The sequence below is a fragment of the Yonghaparkia sp. Root332 genome (genome assembly GCF_001425665.1).
In the GTDB taxonomy this organism is placed as follows: Bacteria; Actinomycetota; Actinomycetes; order Actinomycetales; family Microbacteriaceae; genus Microcella.
This window is the reverse complement of record NZ_LMCX01000002.1, coordinates 47,083-64,271: the sequence shown is the minus strand read 5'-3', so window position 1 is coordinate 64,271 and position 17,189 is coordinate 47,083. Positions and strand designations below refer to the sequence as shown.

Genomic DNA, 17,189 nt, shown 5'->3' with positions numbered 1-17,189 from the left:
GCGCGCGGCAGAGCCGTCGATGTTCCGATGCGCTTGCGCATCGGAACCGGCAAGCACCGCGTCCGCATTGCGGACTGCGGCGACGTCAGCGCGCAGCGCTGCCGTCGACGTAGTCCGCATCCTGCTGCTTCCACGCGAAGAGGGCGCGCAGCTTGCGGCCCGTCTCCTCGATCGGGTGCTGCTCGCCCTTGGCGCGCAGCTCGCGGAACTCGGGGGCGCCGGCGTCCTGGTCGGCGATGAAGCGCTTGGCGAACGCGCCCGACTGGATGTCGGCGAGAACGGCCTGCATGTTCTCCTTCACCGAGGGGTCGATGACGCGCGGGCCGGAGACGTAGTCGCCGTACTCGGCCGTGTCGCTGACGCTCCAGCGCTGCTTGGCGATGCCGCCCTCCCACATGAGGTCGACGATGAGCTTGAGCTCGTGCAGAACCTCGAAGTAGGCGATCTCGGGCTGGTATCCGGCCTCGGTGAGCACTTCGAAGCCGTACTGCACGAGCTGCGAGGTGCCGCCGCAGAGCACGGCCTGCTCGCCGAAGAGGTCGGTCTCGGTCTCCTCCGTGAAGGTCGTCTTGATGACGCCCGCGCGGGTGCCGCCGATGGCCTTCGCGTACGAGAGCGCGAGATCCCACGCGTGGCCCGTGGTGTCGCGCTCGACGGCGACGATGTCGGGGATCCCGCGGCCGGCGACGAACTCGCGGCGCACCGTGTGGCCGGGGGCCTTGGGGGCGACGAGGATGACGTCGACGCCCTCGGGGGCGTCGATGTAGCCGAAGCGGATGTTGAAGCCGTGCGCGAAGGCGAGCGTCTTGCCCGGCTTGAGGGCACCCTGGATGCTCTCGCTGTAAATGGCGCGCTGGTGCTGGTCGGGCGCGAGGATCATGATGACGTCGGCCCACTCGGCGGCGTCGGCGACGGTCTTGACGGTGAAGCCGTCCTCGTGCGCCTTGGCGACCGACTTCGAGCCCTCCTTGAGCGCGATGACGACCTCGACGCCCGAGTCGCGCAGGTTCTGCGCGTGGGCGTGGCCCTGCGAGCCGTAGCCGACGATCGCGACCTTCTTGCTCTGGATGAGAGCGAGGTCGGCGTCCTTGTCGTAGTAGATCTCGGTCACGAGAGTTGTCTCCTTGTGGTGTGGGGTCGGGGGGATGTCCGTGCGGCGTCCGGGGCGGACGTCACGAGTTCTTGAGGACGCGCTCGCTGATGCTCTTCGAGCCGCGGCCCATGGCGAGCAGGCCGGACTGCGCGATCTCCTTGATGCCGTAGGGCTCGAGCACGCGCAGCAGGGCCTCGACCTTGGCGGTGTCGCCCGTGACCTCGATCACGAGCGCGTCGGTCGCGACGTCGACGATGCGCGCGCGGAACAGCGTCGCCGCCTCGAGGATCTGCGACCGGGTCGTGGCGTCGACGCGCACCTTGATGAGCATGTGCTCGCGCTGCACCGACTGGGTCGCGTCGAGCTCGACGATCTTGAGGACGTTGACGAGCTTGTTGAGCTGCTTGGTGACCTGCTCCAGGGGCAGGCCCTCGACATCCACGACGACGGTGATGCGGGAGAGACCCGGCACCTCCGTCGTGCCGACGGCGAGCGAGATGATGTTGAACCCGCGGCGGGCGAAGAGCCCCGCGACGCGCGTGAGCAGACCGGGCTTGTCCTCGACGAGGAGCGAGAGCACGTGGTGCGACATGGGTTACTCCCTCTCCCACTCGGGCGCGTGGTCGCGCGCGTACTGCACTTGCGAGTTGCCGACGCCCTGCGGCACCATCGGCCACACCATGGCGTCGCGGCTGACGACGAAGTCGATGACGACGGGGCGGTCGTTGGTCTCCATCGCGAGGCGGATGGCCGGCTCGACCTCCTCCGGCTTCGTGACGCGGATGCCCAGGGCGCCGTACGCGTCGGCGAGCTTGATGAAGTCGGGCACCATCGCCGTGTCGTGCCCGGTGTTGAGGTCGGTGAACGAGTGGCGCCCGTCGTAGAACAGCGTCTGCCACTGGCGGACCATGCCGAGCGAGGAGTTGTTGATGACGGCGACCTTGATCGGGATCTCGTTGATCGTGCAGGTCGCGAGCTCCTGATTGGTCATCTGGAAGCAGCCGTCGCCGTCGATCGCCCACACCAGGCGATCGGGCTGGGCGACCTTCGCGCCCATCGCGGCGGGTACGGCGTAGCCCATCGTCCCGGCACCGCCGGAGTTCAGCCACGCGCCGGGTCGCTCGTACTTGATGAACTGCGCGGCCCACATCTGGTGCTGGCCGACGCCCGCGGCGTAGACGGCCTCGGGGCCGGAGAGCTCGCCGATCTTCTCGATCACCCACTGCGGCGACAGGAGGCCGTCGTCGGGCATCGTGTAGCCGAGCGGGTACTGGGTGCGGAGGCTCTCGATGCGCTTCCACCAGTCGGAGAAGTCGGGCTTCGCCGTCTTCGCCGCGTCGCGGTAGGCGGGCAGCAGGTCGATCAGCACCTCGCGGGCGTCGCCGACGATCGGGACGTCCGCGGCGCGGATCTTGCCGATCTCGGCCGGGTCGATGTCGACGTGGATGACCTTGGCGTGCGGGGCGAACTCGCTCACCTTGCCGGTGACGCGGTCGTCGAAGCGGGCGCCGAGGGCGATGAGCAGGTCACTCTCCTGGAGGGCGAGCACCGAGGGGACGGTGCCGTGCATCCCGGGCATGCCGAGGTTCTGCTGGTGCGAGTCGGGGAACGCGCCGCGCGCCATGAGCGTCGTGACGACGGGCGCGCCGGTCTCCTCCGCGAAGCGCAGGAGCTCGGCGTGCGCGCCGGCGCGGATGACGCCGCCGCCGACGTAGAGCACGGGGCGGCGCGACTCGGCGATGAGCTGGGCGGCGGCGTTGATCTGCTTGCCGTGCGCCTTCGTCACCGGGCGGTAGCCGGGGAGGTCGATCTTCGGCGGCCAGAGGAACGGCGCCGACTTCTGCTGGGCGTCCTTCGTGATGTCGACGAGCACGGGGCCGGGGCGGCCCGTCGTGGCGATGTGCACGGCCGCGGCGAGCACGCCGGGGACGTCCTCGGGCTTCGTGACGAGGAAGGAGTGCTTCGTGATGGGCATCGTGATGCCCGTGATGTCGACCTCCTGGAACGCGTCCGTCCCCATCGAGGTCGAGAAGACCTGGCCGGTGATCGCGAGGAGCGGGACGGAGTCCATGTAGGCGTCCGCGATCGCGGTGACGAGGTTGGTCGCGCCGGGGCCGGAGGTCGCGATGCAGACACCGAGGCGGCCGCTCGCGGCGGCGTAGCCCTCGGCGGCGTGACCGGCGCCCTGCTCGTGCCGGACGAGGATGTGGCGGATGGCGGTCGAGGCCATGAGCTCGTCGTAGAACGGCATGATGGCGCCGCCGGGGAGGCCGAACACGTCGGTGACGCCGAGCTTCTCGAGCGAGGCGAGGATGGCGCCCGACCCGGTGAGCACGGGCGGCTCGGAGCGGGAGGGCGCGGACGGGCCCGGCACGGGGGTCGATTCCGGAGGCATGAAGGAGTCCTGAGGTCGTGTGCGAGGAAGGGTGAGCGCCTGACTACCCGGTGACCGCGCCCTCCGCAGCGGAGCGCACGAGCTTCGAGTACTTGGCGAGAACGCCACGGGTGTAGCGCGGAGGCAGGGGCGCCCAGCCGGTGCGGCGCGCCTCCAGCTCGTCTGCGTCGACCAGTAGGTCGAGGGAGCGAGCAGCGATATCGACCCGTATGAGATCACCATCGCGCACGAAGGCGATCGGACCAGCGTCGACCGCTTCGGGAGCTATGTGGCCGATGCACAGTCCGGTTGTGCCGCCTGAGAATCGACCGTCGGTCAAGAGTAGTACATCTTTTCCGAGCCCAGCCCCCTTGATGGCGGCCGTGATCGCGAGCATCTCGCGCATGCCGGGGCCGCCCTTGGGTCCCTCGTAGCGGATGACGACGACATCCCCGGCGGAGATCTCGCCGTTGGTCAGGGCGTCCATCGCGGCGCGCTCGCGCTCGAAGACGCGGGCCGGGCCCTCGAAGACGGCGGCGTCGAATCCGGCCGTCTTCACGACCGCACCCTCGGGAGCGAAGGACCCGTGGAGGATCGTGATGCCGCCCGTGGCATGGATGGGGTTCTCGAGCGAGCGGAGCACCTCGCCGTCGAGCGGGTCCGGGTTCAGCTCGGCGAGGTTCTCGGCCATCGTCCTGCCCGTCACGGTCATGACGTCGCCGTGCAGCAGGCCCGCGTCGAGGAGCGCCTTCAGCAGCACGGGCAGCCCGCCCTGGCGGTCGACGTCGTTCATGACGTACTTGCCGAAGGGCTTGAGGTCGCCGATGTGGGGCACGCGGTTGCCGATGCGGTTGAAGTCGTCGAGCGTGAAGGGCACCTCGGCCTCGTTCGCGATGGCGAGGATGTGCAGCACGACGTTCGTCGAGCCGCCGAGCGCCATCGCCACGGTCACGGCGTTCTCGAACGCCTCCTTGGTCAGGATCTGCCGGGCGGTGATGCCCTTCTTCAGGAGGTTCACGACGGCCTCGCCCGAGCGGTGGGCGTACATGTCGCGCCGGCGGTCGTAGCTCGCGGGGCTCGCCGAGCCGGGCAGGCTCAGGCCGAGCGCCTCGGCGACGGAGGCCATGGTGTTCGCGGTGTACATGCCGCCGCACGCGCCCTCGCCCGGAGCGAAGGCGCACTCGATGCGGTGGGCGTCCTCCGGGCTCATCTTGCCGGCCTTGACCGCGCCGACCGCCTCGAAGGAATCGATGATGGTGATGGGCTTCTCGGTGCCGTCGCTGAGCTTGACCCAGCCCGGCGCGATGGAGCCCGCGTAGAGGAAGACGCTCGCGAGGTCGAGGCGGGCGGCGGCCATGAGCATGCCGGGGATGGACTTGTCGCAGCCGGCGAGCAGGACGGAGCCGTCCAGGCGCTCTGCCTGCATGACGGTCTCGACGCTGTCGGCGATGACCTCGCGGCTCACGAGCGAGAAGTGCATGCCCTCGTGGCCCATCGAGATGCCGTCGGAGACGCTCACGGTGCCGAACTGCAGCGGGTAGCCGCCGGCGGCATGCACGCCCTCCTTGGCGGCCTGGGCGAGCCGGCCGAGCGAGAGGTTGCACGGCGTGATCTCGTTCCACGAGCTCGCGATGCCGACCTGCGCCTTGTCCCAGTCGTCGTCGCCCATGCCGACGGCGCGCAGCATGCCGCGCGAGGTGGTCGCCTCGATCCCATCGGTGACGACGCGCGAACGGGGCTTGTGATCGATCTCCGCCATGGACAGAGTTTATGCCTCGGCGGGGGGCTCTTCTGACGGTCCGGGGCGGGCCGCATCCCCGACCGGGCGATCGATCGGATCGGACGAACCGGGGAGGTCCGAGCGGCCAGCGTCCGCGACATCCGCCGCCAGCTCGTCGACCACGAGCGTCGAGGCGTCGAAGTCACCCGTGCGGTATCCGGCGCGGCCCACCATGTGCGCCGCGATCGGCGCGGTGAGCATCTGCAGCACGATCACGGGGGTGAGCAGGAGCAGCGCCGCCCAACTGCGCTGGCTGAGGGCGAGAGCGAGGACGACGAGCACGAGGCCGAGGATCTGCGGCTTCGTCGCGGCGTGCAGCCGGCTGAGGGCATCGGGGAAGCGGACGAGTCCGACGGCAGCGGCGAGCGACAGGATCGCCCCGCCGACGAGCAGGACGCCCGCGGCGATGTCGAGGATGCTGGCCCAGGGCTCGGCGTCGACCATCAGCTCATCCCCTTCTCGGTGTCGTCGGGCTGCGCCGAGGCGGGCCCGGTGGCCGCCGTGCTCGTGGCCGTCCCCTCGGGTCGGGTGACGAAGCGGGCGACGGCGACCGTGCCGAGGAGAGCGGTCGCGGCCAGCACGACCATGAGCGGGATCGTGCGCGTGTGGCCCGTCGCGACCATCTCGGTCCCGACGACGAGGGTGAGCGTCGTCAGCAGCACGTCGGAGCCGATGACGCGGTCGACGGTGCTCGGGCCGCGGACGACCCGCCACAGGGCGACGATCGCGGCGACGGACAGGATCGCGCTCGCGATGATGATGAGGACGCTCATCGCACCGCCTCCCATTCCTCGTGCGAGCCGATCGCCCGCAGCAGCCGCCGCTCGCAGTCGAGCACGTGCGCGCGCGTGCGCTCCACGCGCTCGGTCGAGTCGACCCCGAGCGCGTGCACGTAGAGCACCGAGTTCGGTCGATCGACCTCGAGCACGACGGATCCGGGGACGAGCGAGACGGCGAGCGCCGTGCCCGTCAGCACGAGGTCGCTGCGGGTCGTCAGATCGACGCGGATGACGGCGTTGCGCCGCACGCCGCGCGGTCGGAACGCGAACCAGGCGACCTGAACCGAGGCGACGACGAGATCGACGGCGAAGCGGGCGAGGAAGACCAGCGCCCATCCGAGGTGGAAGCGACCGGAGAGCGCGACCGGCGGAAGGTACAGCGTGCGCGTGACGACGAGAGCCACGACGACCCCGGTGAGGATCGTGAGCGGCGTCACGGAGCCCCACAGCATCATCCAGAGCAGGACGAGCGCGACGAGGAGCGGAACCTGCTGTCGCAGAGGCACGCGCTCTCGCTCGAGCACGCGGGAGTCGTGATCGGTCACTCGAGCTCGGCCCCCTCGCTGGAGCCGGGGAAGACGAGCTGGATGTAGGCGCCCGGGCCGTCGAGATTCTCACCCGCGCGGCTCGCGACGCCGTAGACCGGCCCGGCGAACACCGTCAGAGCGAGCCCGACGGCGACCATCCCCGCCGTCGACAGGGTCATGAGCCGAGGGGTGGTTCGGGCGCCCGAGACCGTCGAGGTGTTCAGAGGCGCCTCCTCCACCGAGCGCAGGAGTCGCGATTCATCGCCCTCCACCGCATCGGCCGAGCGCCAGAACGCGAGGTTCCAGACGCGCACGAGCGCGTAGAGGGTGAGGAGGGAGACGAGGGCTCCGGCGCCGATGAGCGCGTAGGCCAGGGCATCCCCCTGCTGGGCGGCGGCCTGGAACAGGCCGAGCTTGCCGAGGAAGCCGGAGAAGGGCGGGATGCCGCCCAGATTGAGGGCGGGGATGAAGAACAGCGCCGCGACCAGCGGGGCGCTCGCCAGCAGTCCTCCGATGCGCGTGATCGAGGTGCTGCCCGCCTCGCGCTCGATGAGGCCCGCGGCGAGGAAGAGCGTCGTCTGCACGACGATGTGATGGACGATGTAGAAGATCGCCGCCGCCGTGCCCTCGACGGTGCCCAGGGCGACGCCGAGGATCATGTAGCCGATGTGGCTGACGAGCGTGAACGAGAGGATCCGCTTGATGTCGGCCTGCGCGACCGCTCCGAGCGCCCCGACGACCATCGTGAGCAGCGCGAGCACCATGAGAGCGGGGTTGAGCTCGGGGCCGGGGAAGATGACGGTCTCGACGCGGATGATCGCGTACACGCCGATCTTGGTGAGGAGGCCCGCGAAGGCCGCCGTGACCGGTGCGGGCGCCGTCGGATAGGAGTCCGGCAGCCAGAACGACAGCGGGAAGACGGCGGCCTTGATGCCGAAGGCGACGAGCAGCATGACGTGCAGGAGGATCTGGACGTCGACCGGGATCTCGCCGATGCGCTGCGCGATCTGCGCGATCGTCACGGTTCCGAGCGCGCCGTAGATCATCGCGATCGACGCGAGGAAGAGCAGCGAGGAGAGCAGGCTCACCACCACGTACGTGACGCCGGCCCGGATCCGCGACTCGGTGCCGCCGAGGGTGATGAGCACGTAGCTGGAGACGAGCAGGATCTCGAAGCCCACGTAGAGGTTGAACAGGTCGCCGGCGATGAAGGCGATCATGACGCCCGTGGTCAGGATCAGGTAGGTGGGGTTGTAGATCGAGACGGGGGTCTCCTCGTCGCCGTCGGCGAGACCCTGCCCGACCGAGAAGACGAGGACCGCGAGGAGCACGATCGCGGAGACGACGATCATCAGCGCGGCGAGTCGGTCGACGACCAGCACGATGCCGAAGGGCGCCTGCCAGCCTCCGACCTCCATGACGAGCGGCTCGACCTGGTCGACGTGGATGAGCAGGACGATGCCGATGACGAGCTCGATGACGAGCGCGCCGATCGCGATGACCCGCTGCGGTTGCGGGCGGCGACCGGCGACCAGCGTGAGGGCCGCTCCGAGCAGGGGCACGAGGACGACGAGCGGGACGAGGGCGGTCATCGCGACTCCTCGCCCTCGAGCGGGAAGTCGGTGGTCGACGACTCCGGCAGGGTCTCCTCCGCCGCGATGAGCACGGCGCCGCCGCGCAGGGCGAGGTCGTCGGCGTCGTCGCTGACGTCGTCGGCGTTGGCCAGGCGCCAGGAGCGATAGATGAGCGCGAGCAGGAAGGAGGAGACGGCGAAGGTGATCACGATCGCGGTGAGGATGAGGGCCTGAGGCAGCGGATCGGTGTACTCGGACGCCTCGATCGACTCGTCGAAGATCGGAGCGACGCCCGCCTCGCCGACCATGATGAGGATCAGCAGGTTGGTCGCGTTGCCCGCGAGCAGGAATCCGAGGAGCACGCGGGTGAGGCTCCGCTCGAGCAGCAGATACACGGCGCACGCGTACATCGCGGACATGACGATCACGAGGACGAGCGAGACGGTCATGCGCGGCCCTCCGACTGCGGGCCCGCGGCGGCCGGGGGGCTGACTGCCGCAGGAGCGGAGCCCGCGGCGGCGATGGCGCGCTCGACCGGGTCGGCCTGCCGGTCGACCTCCGCGCCGAGGCTGCGGAGGACGTCGAGCACGAGCCCGACGACGACGAGGTAGACGCCGACGTCGAAGATCGTCGAGGTGACGAACTCGACATGGCCGAGGACGGGGAGCTCGGTCTCGACGAACGCGGAGGTCAGGGCATCCGCCCCCAGCATCAGCGGCATCGCTGCCGTACTGGCCGCGAGGAGCATGCCCGTGCCGAGCACCGCGCCCGCGCCGACGGGCGCCGCGGCGCCGAGCTCGTAGCGGCCTCCGGCGAGGTAGCGCCCGACGAGCGCGAGGCCGGCGACGAGCCCTCCCGCGAAGCCGCCGCCGGGCAGGTTGTGCCCGGCGAAGAGCAGGTAGATCGAGACGACGACCGTGGCGTGGAAGGTCAGGCGCACGACGACCTCGAGCAGGATCGAGCGGTTGCGGGGGTCGAGCGAGGGCCCGGCGAGGATCCACGCGTTGCGCAGCTCGCCCGGGCGGCCCTGCTCGCGCACGCGGTCGAGCCGCTGCTCGACGCGCCGACGCACGAGGCCGCGCGCCGGGCGCGGCAGGGCGTCGTCGCGGCCGCGGATGAACAGCAGGCTCGCCACGCCCGTCGCCGCCGCGATGACCACGGCGAGCTCGCCGAGGGTGTCCCACGCGCGGAGGTCGACGAGAGCCACGTTGACGGTGTTGCGGCCGTGTCCGATCTCGTAGGCGAGCTCGGGCCAGGCGAGCGAGATGGGCGCCTCGGTGCGCGCACCCGCGGCGACGAGGGCGATGACCCCCATCGTCGCGCCGACGGCGACGGCGATGAGGGCGCGAAGGCCCTTCCGGGTGCTGCCGTGCCGGTCGCCGAGCTGGGCCGGCAGACGCCGCAGGACGAGGACGAACGCGATGAGGGTCACGAGCTCGACGAGGATCTGCGTGATCGCGAGGTCGGGCGCGCCCATGATCGAGAAGAGCGCCGACATGCCGAAGCCGGTGACGCCGACGACGAGGACGGCGGTGAAGCGCTTCTGCGCGCGCGTCGCCGCGACCGCGGAGGCGACCATGATGACGGCGATCGCGACCTGGGCGGGGGTGTCCCACAGGCGCACCTCGCCGGGCCCGCTCGAGCCGATGAGCAGGGTGGCGCCCGTGCCGGCGACGAACACGACGAGGATGACGCCGAGGTAGAACGGCAGCGAGCCGCGCTGGGTGAGGCTCGTCACGCGCACGGCGAGGCGGTCGACGCCGCCCACGACGTCCCAGTAGAGCTCCGACGCGCTGACCGGGCTGTGCACGCGCGCGTGCAGTCGGGCGATCGGCTCGCGCGCCAGGAAGATCGCGACGCCGGCGAGGATCGCGAGGAGGGAGAGCCCGAGCTCGAGCGTCGGCCCGTGCCAGAGTGCGAGGTGGTAGACCTCCCCCGATCCGCTCGGGGCGCTCGGGGCGCTCGGGGCGACCCCGGCCGGGAGCCCATCGGCGGAGGGGGCGACCCCGGCGTCGGCGAGCGCGGCGAGCGGGCCGAGCGCGAGCCCGGCGACCGCGAGCACGGCGGGCGCGAGGAGGAACCCCGGACCGACGTGATCGAGATCCTCCACGTCGTCGACGCCGCCCTTCGTCGCGAAGGCGCCCCAGAAGAAACGGATGCTGTAGGCCGCCGTGAGCGCGGACCCGGCGACGACGCCCGCGACCGCGATCGCGGCGAGGTCCGCGCCGCCGAGCGCGTCGACGAGCAGCGCGTGCAGGACCGCCTCCTTCGCGACGAAGCCGAACAGCGGCGGAAGGCCCGCCATCGAGGCGAGGGCGAGGGCCGCGATCGCGGCGAGCACGGGGGCGCGCCGCCCGAGCCCGGAGAGCGCGCGCAGATCGCGGGTGCCGGCGCCGTGGTCGATGATGCCGACGACGAGGAAGAGCGTCGACTTGAACAGCGCGTGGGCGACGAGCAGGGCGAGCGCGGCGAGCGCGGCGTCGCGCGTGCCCCACCCGGTGATCACGACGAGAAGGCCGAGCTGGCTGACCGTGCCGTAGGCGAGCAGGAGCTTGAGGTCGGTCTGCCGGAGGGCGACCCAGCCGCCGAGGATCATGGTGGCGAGCCCGAGCACGACGAGGATCTCGCGCCACGAGGGGGTCTCGGCGAAGGCCGGCGCGAAGCGCGCGATGAGGTAGACGCCCGCCTTCACCATCGCGGCGGCGTGAAGGTAGGCGCTCACGGGCGTCGGGGCGGCCATCGCGCCGGGCAGCCAGAAGTGGAAGGGCAGGATCGCCGACTTCGACAGCGCGCCGACGAGGACGAGGATGATCGCCGTCGTCGTGAGCGCCCCCTCGGGCGCCGCCGCGATGATGACGGGGATGCTCGCGCTGCCGGCCTGCTGGGCGAGCAGGACCAGGCCCACGAGCATGACGAGCCCGCCGAGCGTCGTCGTGATGAGCGCCTGCAGGGCCGCGCCGCGGCTCGCCCTGCGGCCCTGGTAGTGGCCGATCAGGAGGTAGGAGAGCACGCTCGTGAGCTCCCAGAAGACGAAGAGCAGGAAGACGTCCTCCGACAGCACGAGCCCGTACATGGCGCCGGCGAACGCGGTGAGCGTCGCCGCGAAGCGACCGATGCCCTCGCTGTCGCTGCGGAAGTACGCCGCGCAGTAGAGCAGCACGAGCGCGCCCACGCCCGTGACGACGAGCGTCATGACCCACGACAGCGGGTCCATGACGAGATCGAGGGTCAGCTGCAGCTGCGGGACCCACGCGGCGCGCTCGACGAGCGGGCCCCCCGAGAGGATGCCCGGGCCGACGACGAGCGCATGGCCGAAGGCCCCCAGCGGGACGAGGGCCGCCACGAGGAACACGCGGTTCGTGAGCGCTCGCGTGAGCGGGGCGAGCAGGAGGGCCGCGATTCCGAACAGCGCGAGGAGGACGAGCATGGGTCCTCCCTCGAGTGTCGGTGCGGCACGGGCGGGAGAGGGCTGGCGTCGGTTCCGGCGCTCTCGCCCCCCAGTTTACCGAGCGTCGCCTGAGAAGCTCTCACGCGATCGGAGGAGGTGCGCGAGCGCGACCGCCAGCTGCTCCGGGTCGGCCACGCGCGCCCGGGCGCTGGACGCGGCCTCGCCCACCTTGATCCCGAGGTCCCGCGGGCCGAGCACGGCGAGGGCGTCCTCGTCGGTCACGTCATCCCCCGCGAAGAGCACCGCGTCGGGGGCGAAGCGCTCGACGAGCGCGCGGAGGCCGTCGCCCTTGGTCGCGTCCCGCACGGCGAACTCGACCACGTCGCGGCCGTCGCGGACGGTGAGGGCGTCGTCGACGGCGACCGCCTCGGCATGCACCGCCTCGACGAGGGCGCCCACGGCGTCGGGGTCGTCGACGCGGCGGGAGTGCACGGCGAGGCCGGCGGGCTTCGGCTCGATCCAGGCCCCCGGCACGGCGGCGACGAGGGGCTCGAGCCGCGATCGGAGCGCGGCCACGCGGGCGGCATCGGCGTCGTCGACGGCGGGGCGGGCATCCGCCGCCGCGAAGCGCACCTCCAGGCCGTGCGAGCCGACGAGCGGCTGGTCGTCGGGCGCCTCGGCGACGCGCGCGAGGCTCTCGAGCGACCGACCCGAGACCAGGGCGACGATCGTGCCGGGGAGCGCGCCCAGCGCGTCGAGGGCGGTGCGGGCGGCGGGGAGGGCGCGGGAGTCGTCAGGGTCGTCGACGAGCGGTGCGAGCGTGCCGTCGAAGTCGAGCGCGATGAGGAGCGTCGGGGCCTCGGCGACGCGCTCGAGGGCGCTGATGAGGTCCGGATCGAGGTTCTGATCGAGGTCGCGACCGGCCGCCGAGCCGGCTACTGCGCTGCGGTCGCCCATCGCTCAGCGGTGCCCGACGTGGCGGAGCGTGTCGAGGAAGGTCTGCGACCAGCGGGCGACGTCGTTCTCGCGCACGCGGCGGCGCAGCGCCCGCATGCGGGTCGAGCGCTCGCGCTTGGGCATCTCGATCGCCTGCAGCATGGCCTCCTTGATGCCCTCGATGTCGTGGGGGTTCACCAGGAGGGCGTTGCGCAGCTCGTCGGCCGCGCCGGCGAACTCGCTGAGGATGAGCACGCCGTCCTCGTCGTGCCGGCAGGCGACGTACTCCTTCGCGACGAGGTTCATGCCGTCGCGCAGGGCCGTGACGAGCATGACGTCGGCGGCGAGGTAGAGCGCCACCATCTCCTCGCGCGGGTACCCGTGGTGGAGGTATGCGATCGCCGGGTGGCTGATGGTGGAGAAGTCGCCGTTGAGCCGGCCGACGGTGAGCTCGATCTCGTCGCGCAGCTGCATGTACGCCTCCACGCGCTCACGGCTCGGGCTCGCGACCTGCACGAGCGTGACGTTCTCCGTGCTGACGGAGCGGTCGCGCAGCAGCTCGCCGAACGCCTTGAGCCGGTGGCCGATGCCCTTGGTGTAGTCGAGGCGGTCGACGCCGAGCATGATCGTCGTCGGGTTCCCGAGGTCCTGGCGGATCTGCCGGGCCCGCTCGATGACCTCGGGGCGCCGCGCGATCTCCTCGAAGCTCTCGACGTCGATCGAGATCGGGAAGGCCTTCGCGATGACCGACCGGTGGCCGCCCGCGCCGTCGGGCACGCGGATCTCGGGGCTGCGGGTGCCGTAGCCGAACAGGCGGCGAACGGCGCTGAAGAAGTTGGCCGCGTCTGAGGAGCGCTGGAAGCCGATGACGTCGGCGCCGAGGAGGCCCTCGGCGATCGCGCGACGCCACGGCAGCTGCGAGTAGATGCCGTACGGCGGGAAGGGGATGTGGTTGAAGAAGCCGATCGTGAGATCGGGGCGCATCGCCCGCAGCAGCGCGGGCACGAGCTGCAGCTGGTAGTCCTGCACCCAGACGGTCGCGTTCGGTGCGGCGACCTCGGCGCTCGCGCGGGCGAAGCGCTCGTTGACCTCCTTGTAGGTCTCCCACCACTCGCGGTGATAGGCGGGCGGGGAGATCACGTCGTGGTAGAGCGGCCAGAGCGTGTCGTTGCTGAAGCCCTCGTAGTAGCGCTCGACCTCGCCGGAGGTGAGCGCGACCGGCACGAGATGCATGTCGTCGGCCTCGAACGGCTCTACCTCGACGTCGGGCTTGCCCGGCCAGCCCACCCAGGCGCCGTCGGCCGCGCGCATGACGGGCTCGAGGGCGGTCACGAGGCCCCCGGGAGAGCGCTGCCAGCTCGTCGTCCCGTCCGCCTCGATCACCCGGTCGACGGGGAGTCGGTTGGAGACGACGACGAAGTCGAAGCGGCCCTCTCGCTGGCTCATGTCACTCGCTTTCCGCACGCTCGTTCCGTATCGATCACGACCCCGGCGCTCGCGCGCCCGGCCGGCTCGCTACGGTATCAGCCGAATATCACCGTTCTCTCAGAATTGCGTCGACCCGGGCGCCGGGATCGGGGCGGCGAGGGCCCGGCGATGGAGCTCCTCGCTCGCGGCGACGAGATCGCGCTGCCGGCGCTCGTCCGCGATGAACGGCGCGATCTCGAAGCGGCCGCGCCTGCCCGCCCATCCGGCCGTCTCGGAGCTCCAGCTCGCGTCGGTGAGCAGGGAGACGAGCTGCTCGGCGACCGCTTGCGGCTCGCGCTTCGGGAAGAGTCCTACGAGAGTGCGGAACCACCAGGGCTGAGCGCGCAGGATGCCCGTGCGCACGTTGCCGGGCCCGTACCCCATGGCCGCGACCCCGTACCGCGCGGAAGCCGCGGCGACGAGGAGGTCGTTCGCGGTCTGCGCCGCTGCGTGCCCGCGGAAACCGGTGCGAGCGGTCACCGCGTCGAGGTCGTCGAACTCCACCCGTGCGAATCCCGGCGTCGTGGGGCTCGTCGCAGCGAGCGAGAGGAGCCTCGTGCCCGGACCGATGAGCCCGCGCGTCGCGGCGCGCTCGAGGAGGACGAAGCGCGCGAGGTAGCTCACCGCGAAATCGAGCTCGACGCCCTCGGCGGTGTGCTCGACGTGCGAGAGGAAGACGCCGACGCCCTGCACGAGGATGTCGATGCGATCGATGTCGTCGGCGAGAGCGTCCACCGCCTGCTCGACCGACCGCATGAGCGAGAAGTCGACCGTGCGCGCCGTCAGCGAGCCGGAGCTCGACGCGGCATCCGACCGGTCGATGAGAGCACGGGCCTTCTCGGCCGAGCGGCCGATGACGATGACGTGCGCGCCGCGATCACGGAGCTGGAGGGCGAGCGCGGCGCCCACGCCGTCGGTGCCTCCCGTGATGAGAGCGGTCGTGCCGTCGAGGCGGGGGCCGAGGGCCGGCAGGAGGTTACGAGCGGGTGCGGTCATGGGGCTCTCTCTTCTCGATTCGGGGCAGGCGAGGCGCTCGACCCAATGTATGCGGTGCACACATCGGGCTATGTATATCATGTAAACATGATGCGGGAGCCCGGCAGGTATCACCATGGGGATCTCGCCCGAGCCCTCGCCGACACCGGCCTCGCGATCGCACGGGCCGAGGGAGCGGCCGGGCTGAGCGTTCGTCGCATCGCGAAGCAGCTCGGCGTCTCGCCCATGGCCGCCTATCGCCATTACCCTTCCGCCGATGCGCTTCTGGCCGTCGTCTCCCAGCGCGCCAGGGAGGAGTTCGCGCAGCAGATCGCCGACCGCCCCGATGTCGCGGAGGGCGCGCCCCTCGACCGACTGCGCGCGCTCGGTGCCGCGTACGTCGAGATCGCACTCGATGACCCCGAGCTCTTCTCCGCCGCCTTCCTCCCCGTCTCGATCGCGCCACCCCGGCCCGACTCCCCCTCGGGCTGGGAGCTGTACCGCGCCGTGCTGCCCGCGACGGATGCCGCGACGCTGCAGGCGCAGTTCACCTTCGCCTGGTCCACCGTTCACGGTCTCGCGGTACTGCTCGGCTCCGGCCGGTACTCCGACGACGAGCGCTCCGCCCGCCTCGCGTCGACCCTCGACCTCATCGAGTCAGCGATCGTGCACGGCCCGGGAGGCCGAGCGTTCGACGACCGGCCCTAGGCTGGCCGCGTGATCCGCGTCGGCATGGGCACCACGAGCGTGCTCCCACGGCGGCTCGAGCCCGCGTTCCGTCTGTCGCGCGAGGCCGGGTTCGACGGCCTCGAGATCATGATCACGAGCGACCCGGCCACGCAGAGCGCCCGGGCGATCGGCGCGCTGTCGTCGCGGTACGGGATGCCCGTGCTGAGCATCCACGCCCCCGTCCTGCTCTTCAGCACCCTCGTCTTCGGGCGCGACCCGCGCACGAAGCTGCAGCGCGCCGCCGCCCTCGCCGCCGAGCTGGGAGCGGCCACGGTCGTCGCCCACCCGCCCTGGCGCTGGCAGGGCCGGTGGGCCGCCGCGTTCGAGGACGCCGTCGCCGAGACCGCCACCGCGACGGGGGTGACCGTCGCGGTCGAGAACATGTTCCCCGTCGCGGCGGGCGGCCGCACGCGCGACGCGTTCGCGCCGCACTGGAACCCGGGCGAGCTCGCCGTCGACCGCCTCGTGCTCGACGTCTCGCACGCGAGCATGGCGCGCGTCTCGGCGCTCGATCTCGCGCGCGCGTGGGGCGACCGGCTTCATCATGTGCACCTGTGCGACGCCGCCGCGCCCGACGCCGGGGGGCTGCTCGTCGACGCGCACCTCGTCCCGGGCCGCGGCGGACAGCCGGTCGCGGCGCTGCTGCGCCACCTCGCGGCGAGCGGGTTCGCGGGCGATGTCGTCGCCGAGCTCAACACGCGGCACTGCGGCCGCGACGACGCCGCGCGCCTGGCCGAGCTGCGCGAGACGGTCGCGTTCGCGCGCGCGCACCTCGCCTGAGCCGCGCCCGACGGACCGACGCGCCTGCCGGGGGCCGACGCGCCTGCCGCCTACGCCAGGAACCCGCGCAGCAGCGACGCCGTGCCCTCGAGGTGCTCGGTCATCGCGGCCGCGGCGCCGTCCGCGTCGCCCGACAGCACGGCCCACACGATGCGCTCGTGCTGCTCGTTGGAGTGCGCGATGTTGGGCGGCAGCAGCGGGATCCGATCGAGCAGGGTGTTGACCCGCATCCGGTTGTCGGCGAGCAGCGACACGAGCGTGGGGCTCCCGGCGAGCTCGCCGAGGGTGAGGTGCAGCCGCGAGTCGAGCCGGCGGTACTCCGCGCCCTCCGCGGCGGCGACCTCGCGCATGCGGGTCGCCAGATCGTCGCGCTGCGCCGCCGTCAGAGGCGTGGATGCCGCTGCCCTCGCCGCGCCGACCTCGAGCACGTCGCGCACGAGCAGGGCATCCCGCACCTCGTCGGCAGACACGCGCTCCCCCGGCCCGTCCTCGGGGTGCGGGAGCGGCTCGCGCACGAACGTACCGCCGTAGCGGCCCCGCCGCGACTCGACGTAGCCGGCCTCGGCGAGCGCCCGGATCGCCTCGCGCACGGTGTCGCGACTGACCTCGAGCCGCGCGGCGAGCTCGCGCTCGGGAGCGAGGGCCTCCCCCGGCGGCACGACCCCCAGCCGGATGAGCTGCAGGAGGCGGGCGAGGGTCTCCTCGAAGGCGTTGCCGCCCCGCACCGGTCGGCTGAAGGCCTCGAGCGCGAGCCCTTCGGGCGGCGGGGCGGGGTCGGTCATGATCG

General features: G+C 71.7%; 16 protein-coding genes. 2 read left to right on the top strand and 14 right to left on the bottom strand.

Annotated elements, in window-relative coordinates:
- Positions 1-85: 85 nt before the first annotated feature.
- The 13 genes from ilvC to ASC54_RS08000 all read right to left on the bottom strand — a co-directional run bounded on the left by ilvC (position 86) and on the right by ASC54_RS08000 (position 14,914).
- Positions 86-1,111, bottom strand: coding sequence for a ketol-acid reductoisomerase (gene ilvC / locus ASC54_RS08060; protein ID WP_055859642.1), 1,026 nt, complete (start codon positions 1,109-1,111; stop codon positions 86-88).
- 61 nt (positions 1,112-1,172) lie between these two features.
- On the bottom strand, positions 1,173-1,685 hold the full coding sequence (ilvN, locus tag ASC54_RS08055; RefSeq protein WP_055859639.1) for an acetolactate synthase small subunit: 513 nt from the start codon (positions 1,683-1,685) through the stop codon (positions 1,173-1,175).
- Positions 1,686-1,688: 3 nt separating this feature from the next.
- Positions 1,689-3,488 carry an acetolactate synthase large subunit gene (locus ASC54_RS08050; protein ID WP_055859636.1) on the bottom strand — a complete coding sequence of 600 codons (1,800 nt, stop codon included), beginning with the start codon at positions 3,486-3,488 and terminating at the stop codon, positions 1,689-1,691.
- Positions 3,489-3,531: 43 nt separating this feature from the next.
- Positions 3,532-5,226 (bottom strand): dihydroxy-acid dehydratase, encoded by a 1,695-nt coding sequence (ilvD, locus tag ASC54_RS08045; RefSeq protein ID WP_055859633.1) that lies wholly within the window; start codon positions 5,224-5,226, stop codon positions 3,532-3,534.
- A gap of 9 nt (positions 5,227-5,235) precedes the next feature.
- On the bottom strand, positions 5,236-5,691 hold the full coding sequence (mnhG, locus tag ASC54_RS08040) for a monovalent cation/H(+) antiporter subunit G (RefSeq protein ID WP_082514984.1): 456 nt from the start codon (positions 5,689-5,691) through the stop codon (positions 5,236-5,238).
- Positions 5,691-6,020, bottom strand: a complete 330-nt coding sequence (locus tag ASC54_RS08035; RefSeq protein WP_082514983.1) for a monovalent cation/H+ antiporter complex subunit F — start codon at positions 6,018-6,020, stop codon at positions 5,691-5,693. The genes mnhG and ASC54_RS08035 overlap by 1 nt, the downstream gene beginning before the upstream one ends.
- Positions 6,017-6,571, bottom strand: a complete 555-nt coding sequence (locus ASC54_RS08030) for a Na+/H+ antiporter subunit E (protein ID WP_082514982.1) — start codon at positions 6,569-6,571, stop codon at positions 6,017-6,019. Before ASC54_RS08030 ends, ASC54_RS08035 begins: the two co-directional genes overlap by 4 nt.
- Entirely contained in the window at positions 6,568-8,145 is a 1,578-nt protein-coding gene (locus ASC54_RS08025; protein ID WP_055859630.1) for a Na+/H+ antiporter subunit D, read from the bottom strand. The genes ASC54_RS08030 and ASC54_RS08025 overlap by 4 nt, the downstream gene beginning before the upstream one ends.
- Positions 8,142-8,576, bottom strand: a complete 435-nt coding sequence (locus ASC54_RS08020; protein WP_055859627.1) for a Na(+)/H(+) antiporter subunit C — start codon at positions 8,574-8,576, stop codon at positions 8,142-8,144. The genes ASC54_RS08025 and ASC54_RS08020 overlap by 4 nt, the downstream gene beginning before the upstream one ends.
- Positions 8,573-11,554 carry a Na+/H+ antiporter subunit A gene (locus ASC54_RS08015; RefSeq protein WP_082514981.1) on the bottom strand — a complete coding sequence of 994 codons (2,982 nt, stop codon included), beginning with the start codon at positions 11,552-11,554 and terminating at the stop codon, positions 8,573-8,575. Before ASC54_RS08015 ends, ASC54_RS08020 begins: the two co-directional genes overlap by 4 nt.
- 75 nt (positions 11,555-11,629) lie before the next feature.
- A complete protein-coding gene (gene otsB / locus ASC54_RS08010) occupies positions 11,630-12,472 on the bottom strand; it encodes a trehalose-phosphatase (protein ID WP_082514980.1) in 843 nt (280 codons plus the stop codon).
- A 3-nt stretch (positions 12,473-12,475) separates the two neighbouring features.
- Positions 12,476-13,897 (bottom strand): alpha,alpha-trehalose-phosphate synthase (UDP-forming), encoded by a 1,422-nt coding sequence (gene otsA, locus ASC54_RS08005; protein ID WP_055898213.1) that lies wholly within the window; start codon positions 13,895-13,897, stop codon positions 12,476-12,478.
- A 99-nt stretch (positions 13,898-13,996) separates the two neighbouring features.
- On the bottom strand, positions 13,997-14,914 hold the full coding sequence (locus tag ASC54_RS08000; RefSeq protein ID WP_055898210.1) for an SDR family NAD(P)-dependent oxidoreductase: 918 nt from the start codon (positions 14,912-14,914) through the stop codon (positions 13,997-13,999).
- Positions 14,915-15,001: 87 nt separating this feature from the next.
- Here ASC54_RS08000 and ASC54_RS07995 point away from each other — a divergent pair, with 87 nt between their 5' ends.
- Both ASC54_RS07995 and ASC54_RS07990 read left to right on the top strand, forming a co-directional pair.
- Positions 15,002-15,601, top strand: a complete 600-nt coding sequence (locus tag ASC54_RS07995; protein WP_055898208.1) for a TetR/AcrR family transcriptional regulator — start codon at positions 15,002-15,004, stop codon at positions 15,599-15,601.
- Between the two features lie 9 nt (positions 15,602-15,610).
- Positions 15,611-16,402 carry a sugar phosphate isomerase/epimerase gene (locus tag ASC54_RS07990; RefSeq protein ID WP_082514978.1) on the top strand — a complete coding sequence of 264 codons (792 nt, stop codon included), beginning with the start codon at positions 15,611-15,613 and terminating at the stop codon, positions 16,400-16,402.
- 50 nt (positions 16,403-16,452) lie between these two features.
- Here the strand turns inward: ASC54_RS07990 and ASC54_RS07985 are convergent, their stop codons facing one another.
- Positions 16,453-17,184: a FadR/GntR family transcriptional regulator gene (locus ASC54_RS07985; protein ID WP_055859616.1), complete on the bottom strand. Its 732-nt coding sequence runs from the start codon at positions 17,182-17,184 to the stop codon at positions 16,453-16,455.
- Positions 17,185-17,189 lie beyond the last annotated feature (5 nt).

Excerpts from the sequence above, each read along its gene's own strand:
- mnhG (WP_082514984.1), bottom strand. The coding sequence starts at position 5,691 with ATGGTCGACGCCGAGCCCTGGGCCAGCATCCTCGACATCGCCGCGGGC.
- ASC54_RS08020 (WP_055859627.1), bottom strand. The coding sequence starts at position 8,576 with ATGACCGTCTCGCTCGTCCTCGTGATCGTCATGTCCGCGATGTACGCG.
- ASC54_RS08000 (WP_055898210.1), bottom strand. The coding sequence starts at position 14,914 with ATGACCGCACCCGCTCGTAACCTCCTGCCGGCCCTCGGCCCCCGCCTC.
- ASC54_RS08015 (WP_082514981.1), bottom strand. The coding sequence starts at position 11,554 with ATGCTCGTCCTCCTCGCGCTGTTCGGAATCGCGGCCCTCCTGCTCGCC.
- ilvN (WP_055859639.1), bottom strand. The coding sequence starts at position 1,685 with ATGTCGCACCACGTGCTCTCGCTCCTCGTCGAGGACAAGCCCGGTCTG.
- ASC54_RS08035 (WP_082514983.1), bottom strand. The coding sequence starts at position 6,020 with ATGAGCGTCCTCATCATCATCGCGAGCGCGATCCTGTCCGTCGCCGCG.
- ASC54_RS07995 (WP_055898208.1), top strand. The coding sequence starts at position 15,002 with ATGATGCGGGAGCCCGGCAGGTATCACCATGGGGATCTCGCCCGAGCC.
- otsB (WP_082514980.1), bottom strand. The coding sequence starts at position 12,472 with ATGGGCGACCGCAGCGCAGTAGCCGGCTCGGCGGCCGGTCGCGACCTC.
- ilvD (WP_055859633.1), bottom strand. The coding sequence starts at position 5,226 with ATGGCGGAGATCGATCACAAGCCCCGTTCGCGCGTCGTCACCGATGGG.
- otsA (WP_055898213.1), bottom strand. The coding sequence starts at position 13,897 with ATGAGCCAGCGAGAGGGCCGCTTCGACTTCGTCGTCGTCTCCAACCGA.
- ASC54_RS07985 (WP_055859616.1), bottom strand. The coding sequence starts at position 17,184 with ATGACCGACCCCGCCCCGCCGCCCGAAGGGCTCGCGCTCGAGGCCTTC.
- ASC54_RS08050 (WP_055859636.1), bottom strand. The coding sequence starts at position 3,488 with ATGCCTCCGGAATCGACCCCCGTGCCGGGCCCGTCCGCGCCCTCCCGC.
- ASC54_RS08025 (WP_055859630.1), bottom strand. The coding sequence starts at position 8,145 with ATGACCGCCCTCGTCCCGCTCGTCGTCCTCGTGCCCCTGCTCGGAGCG.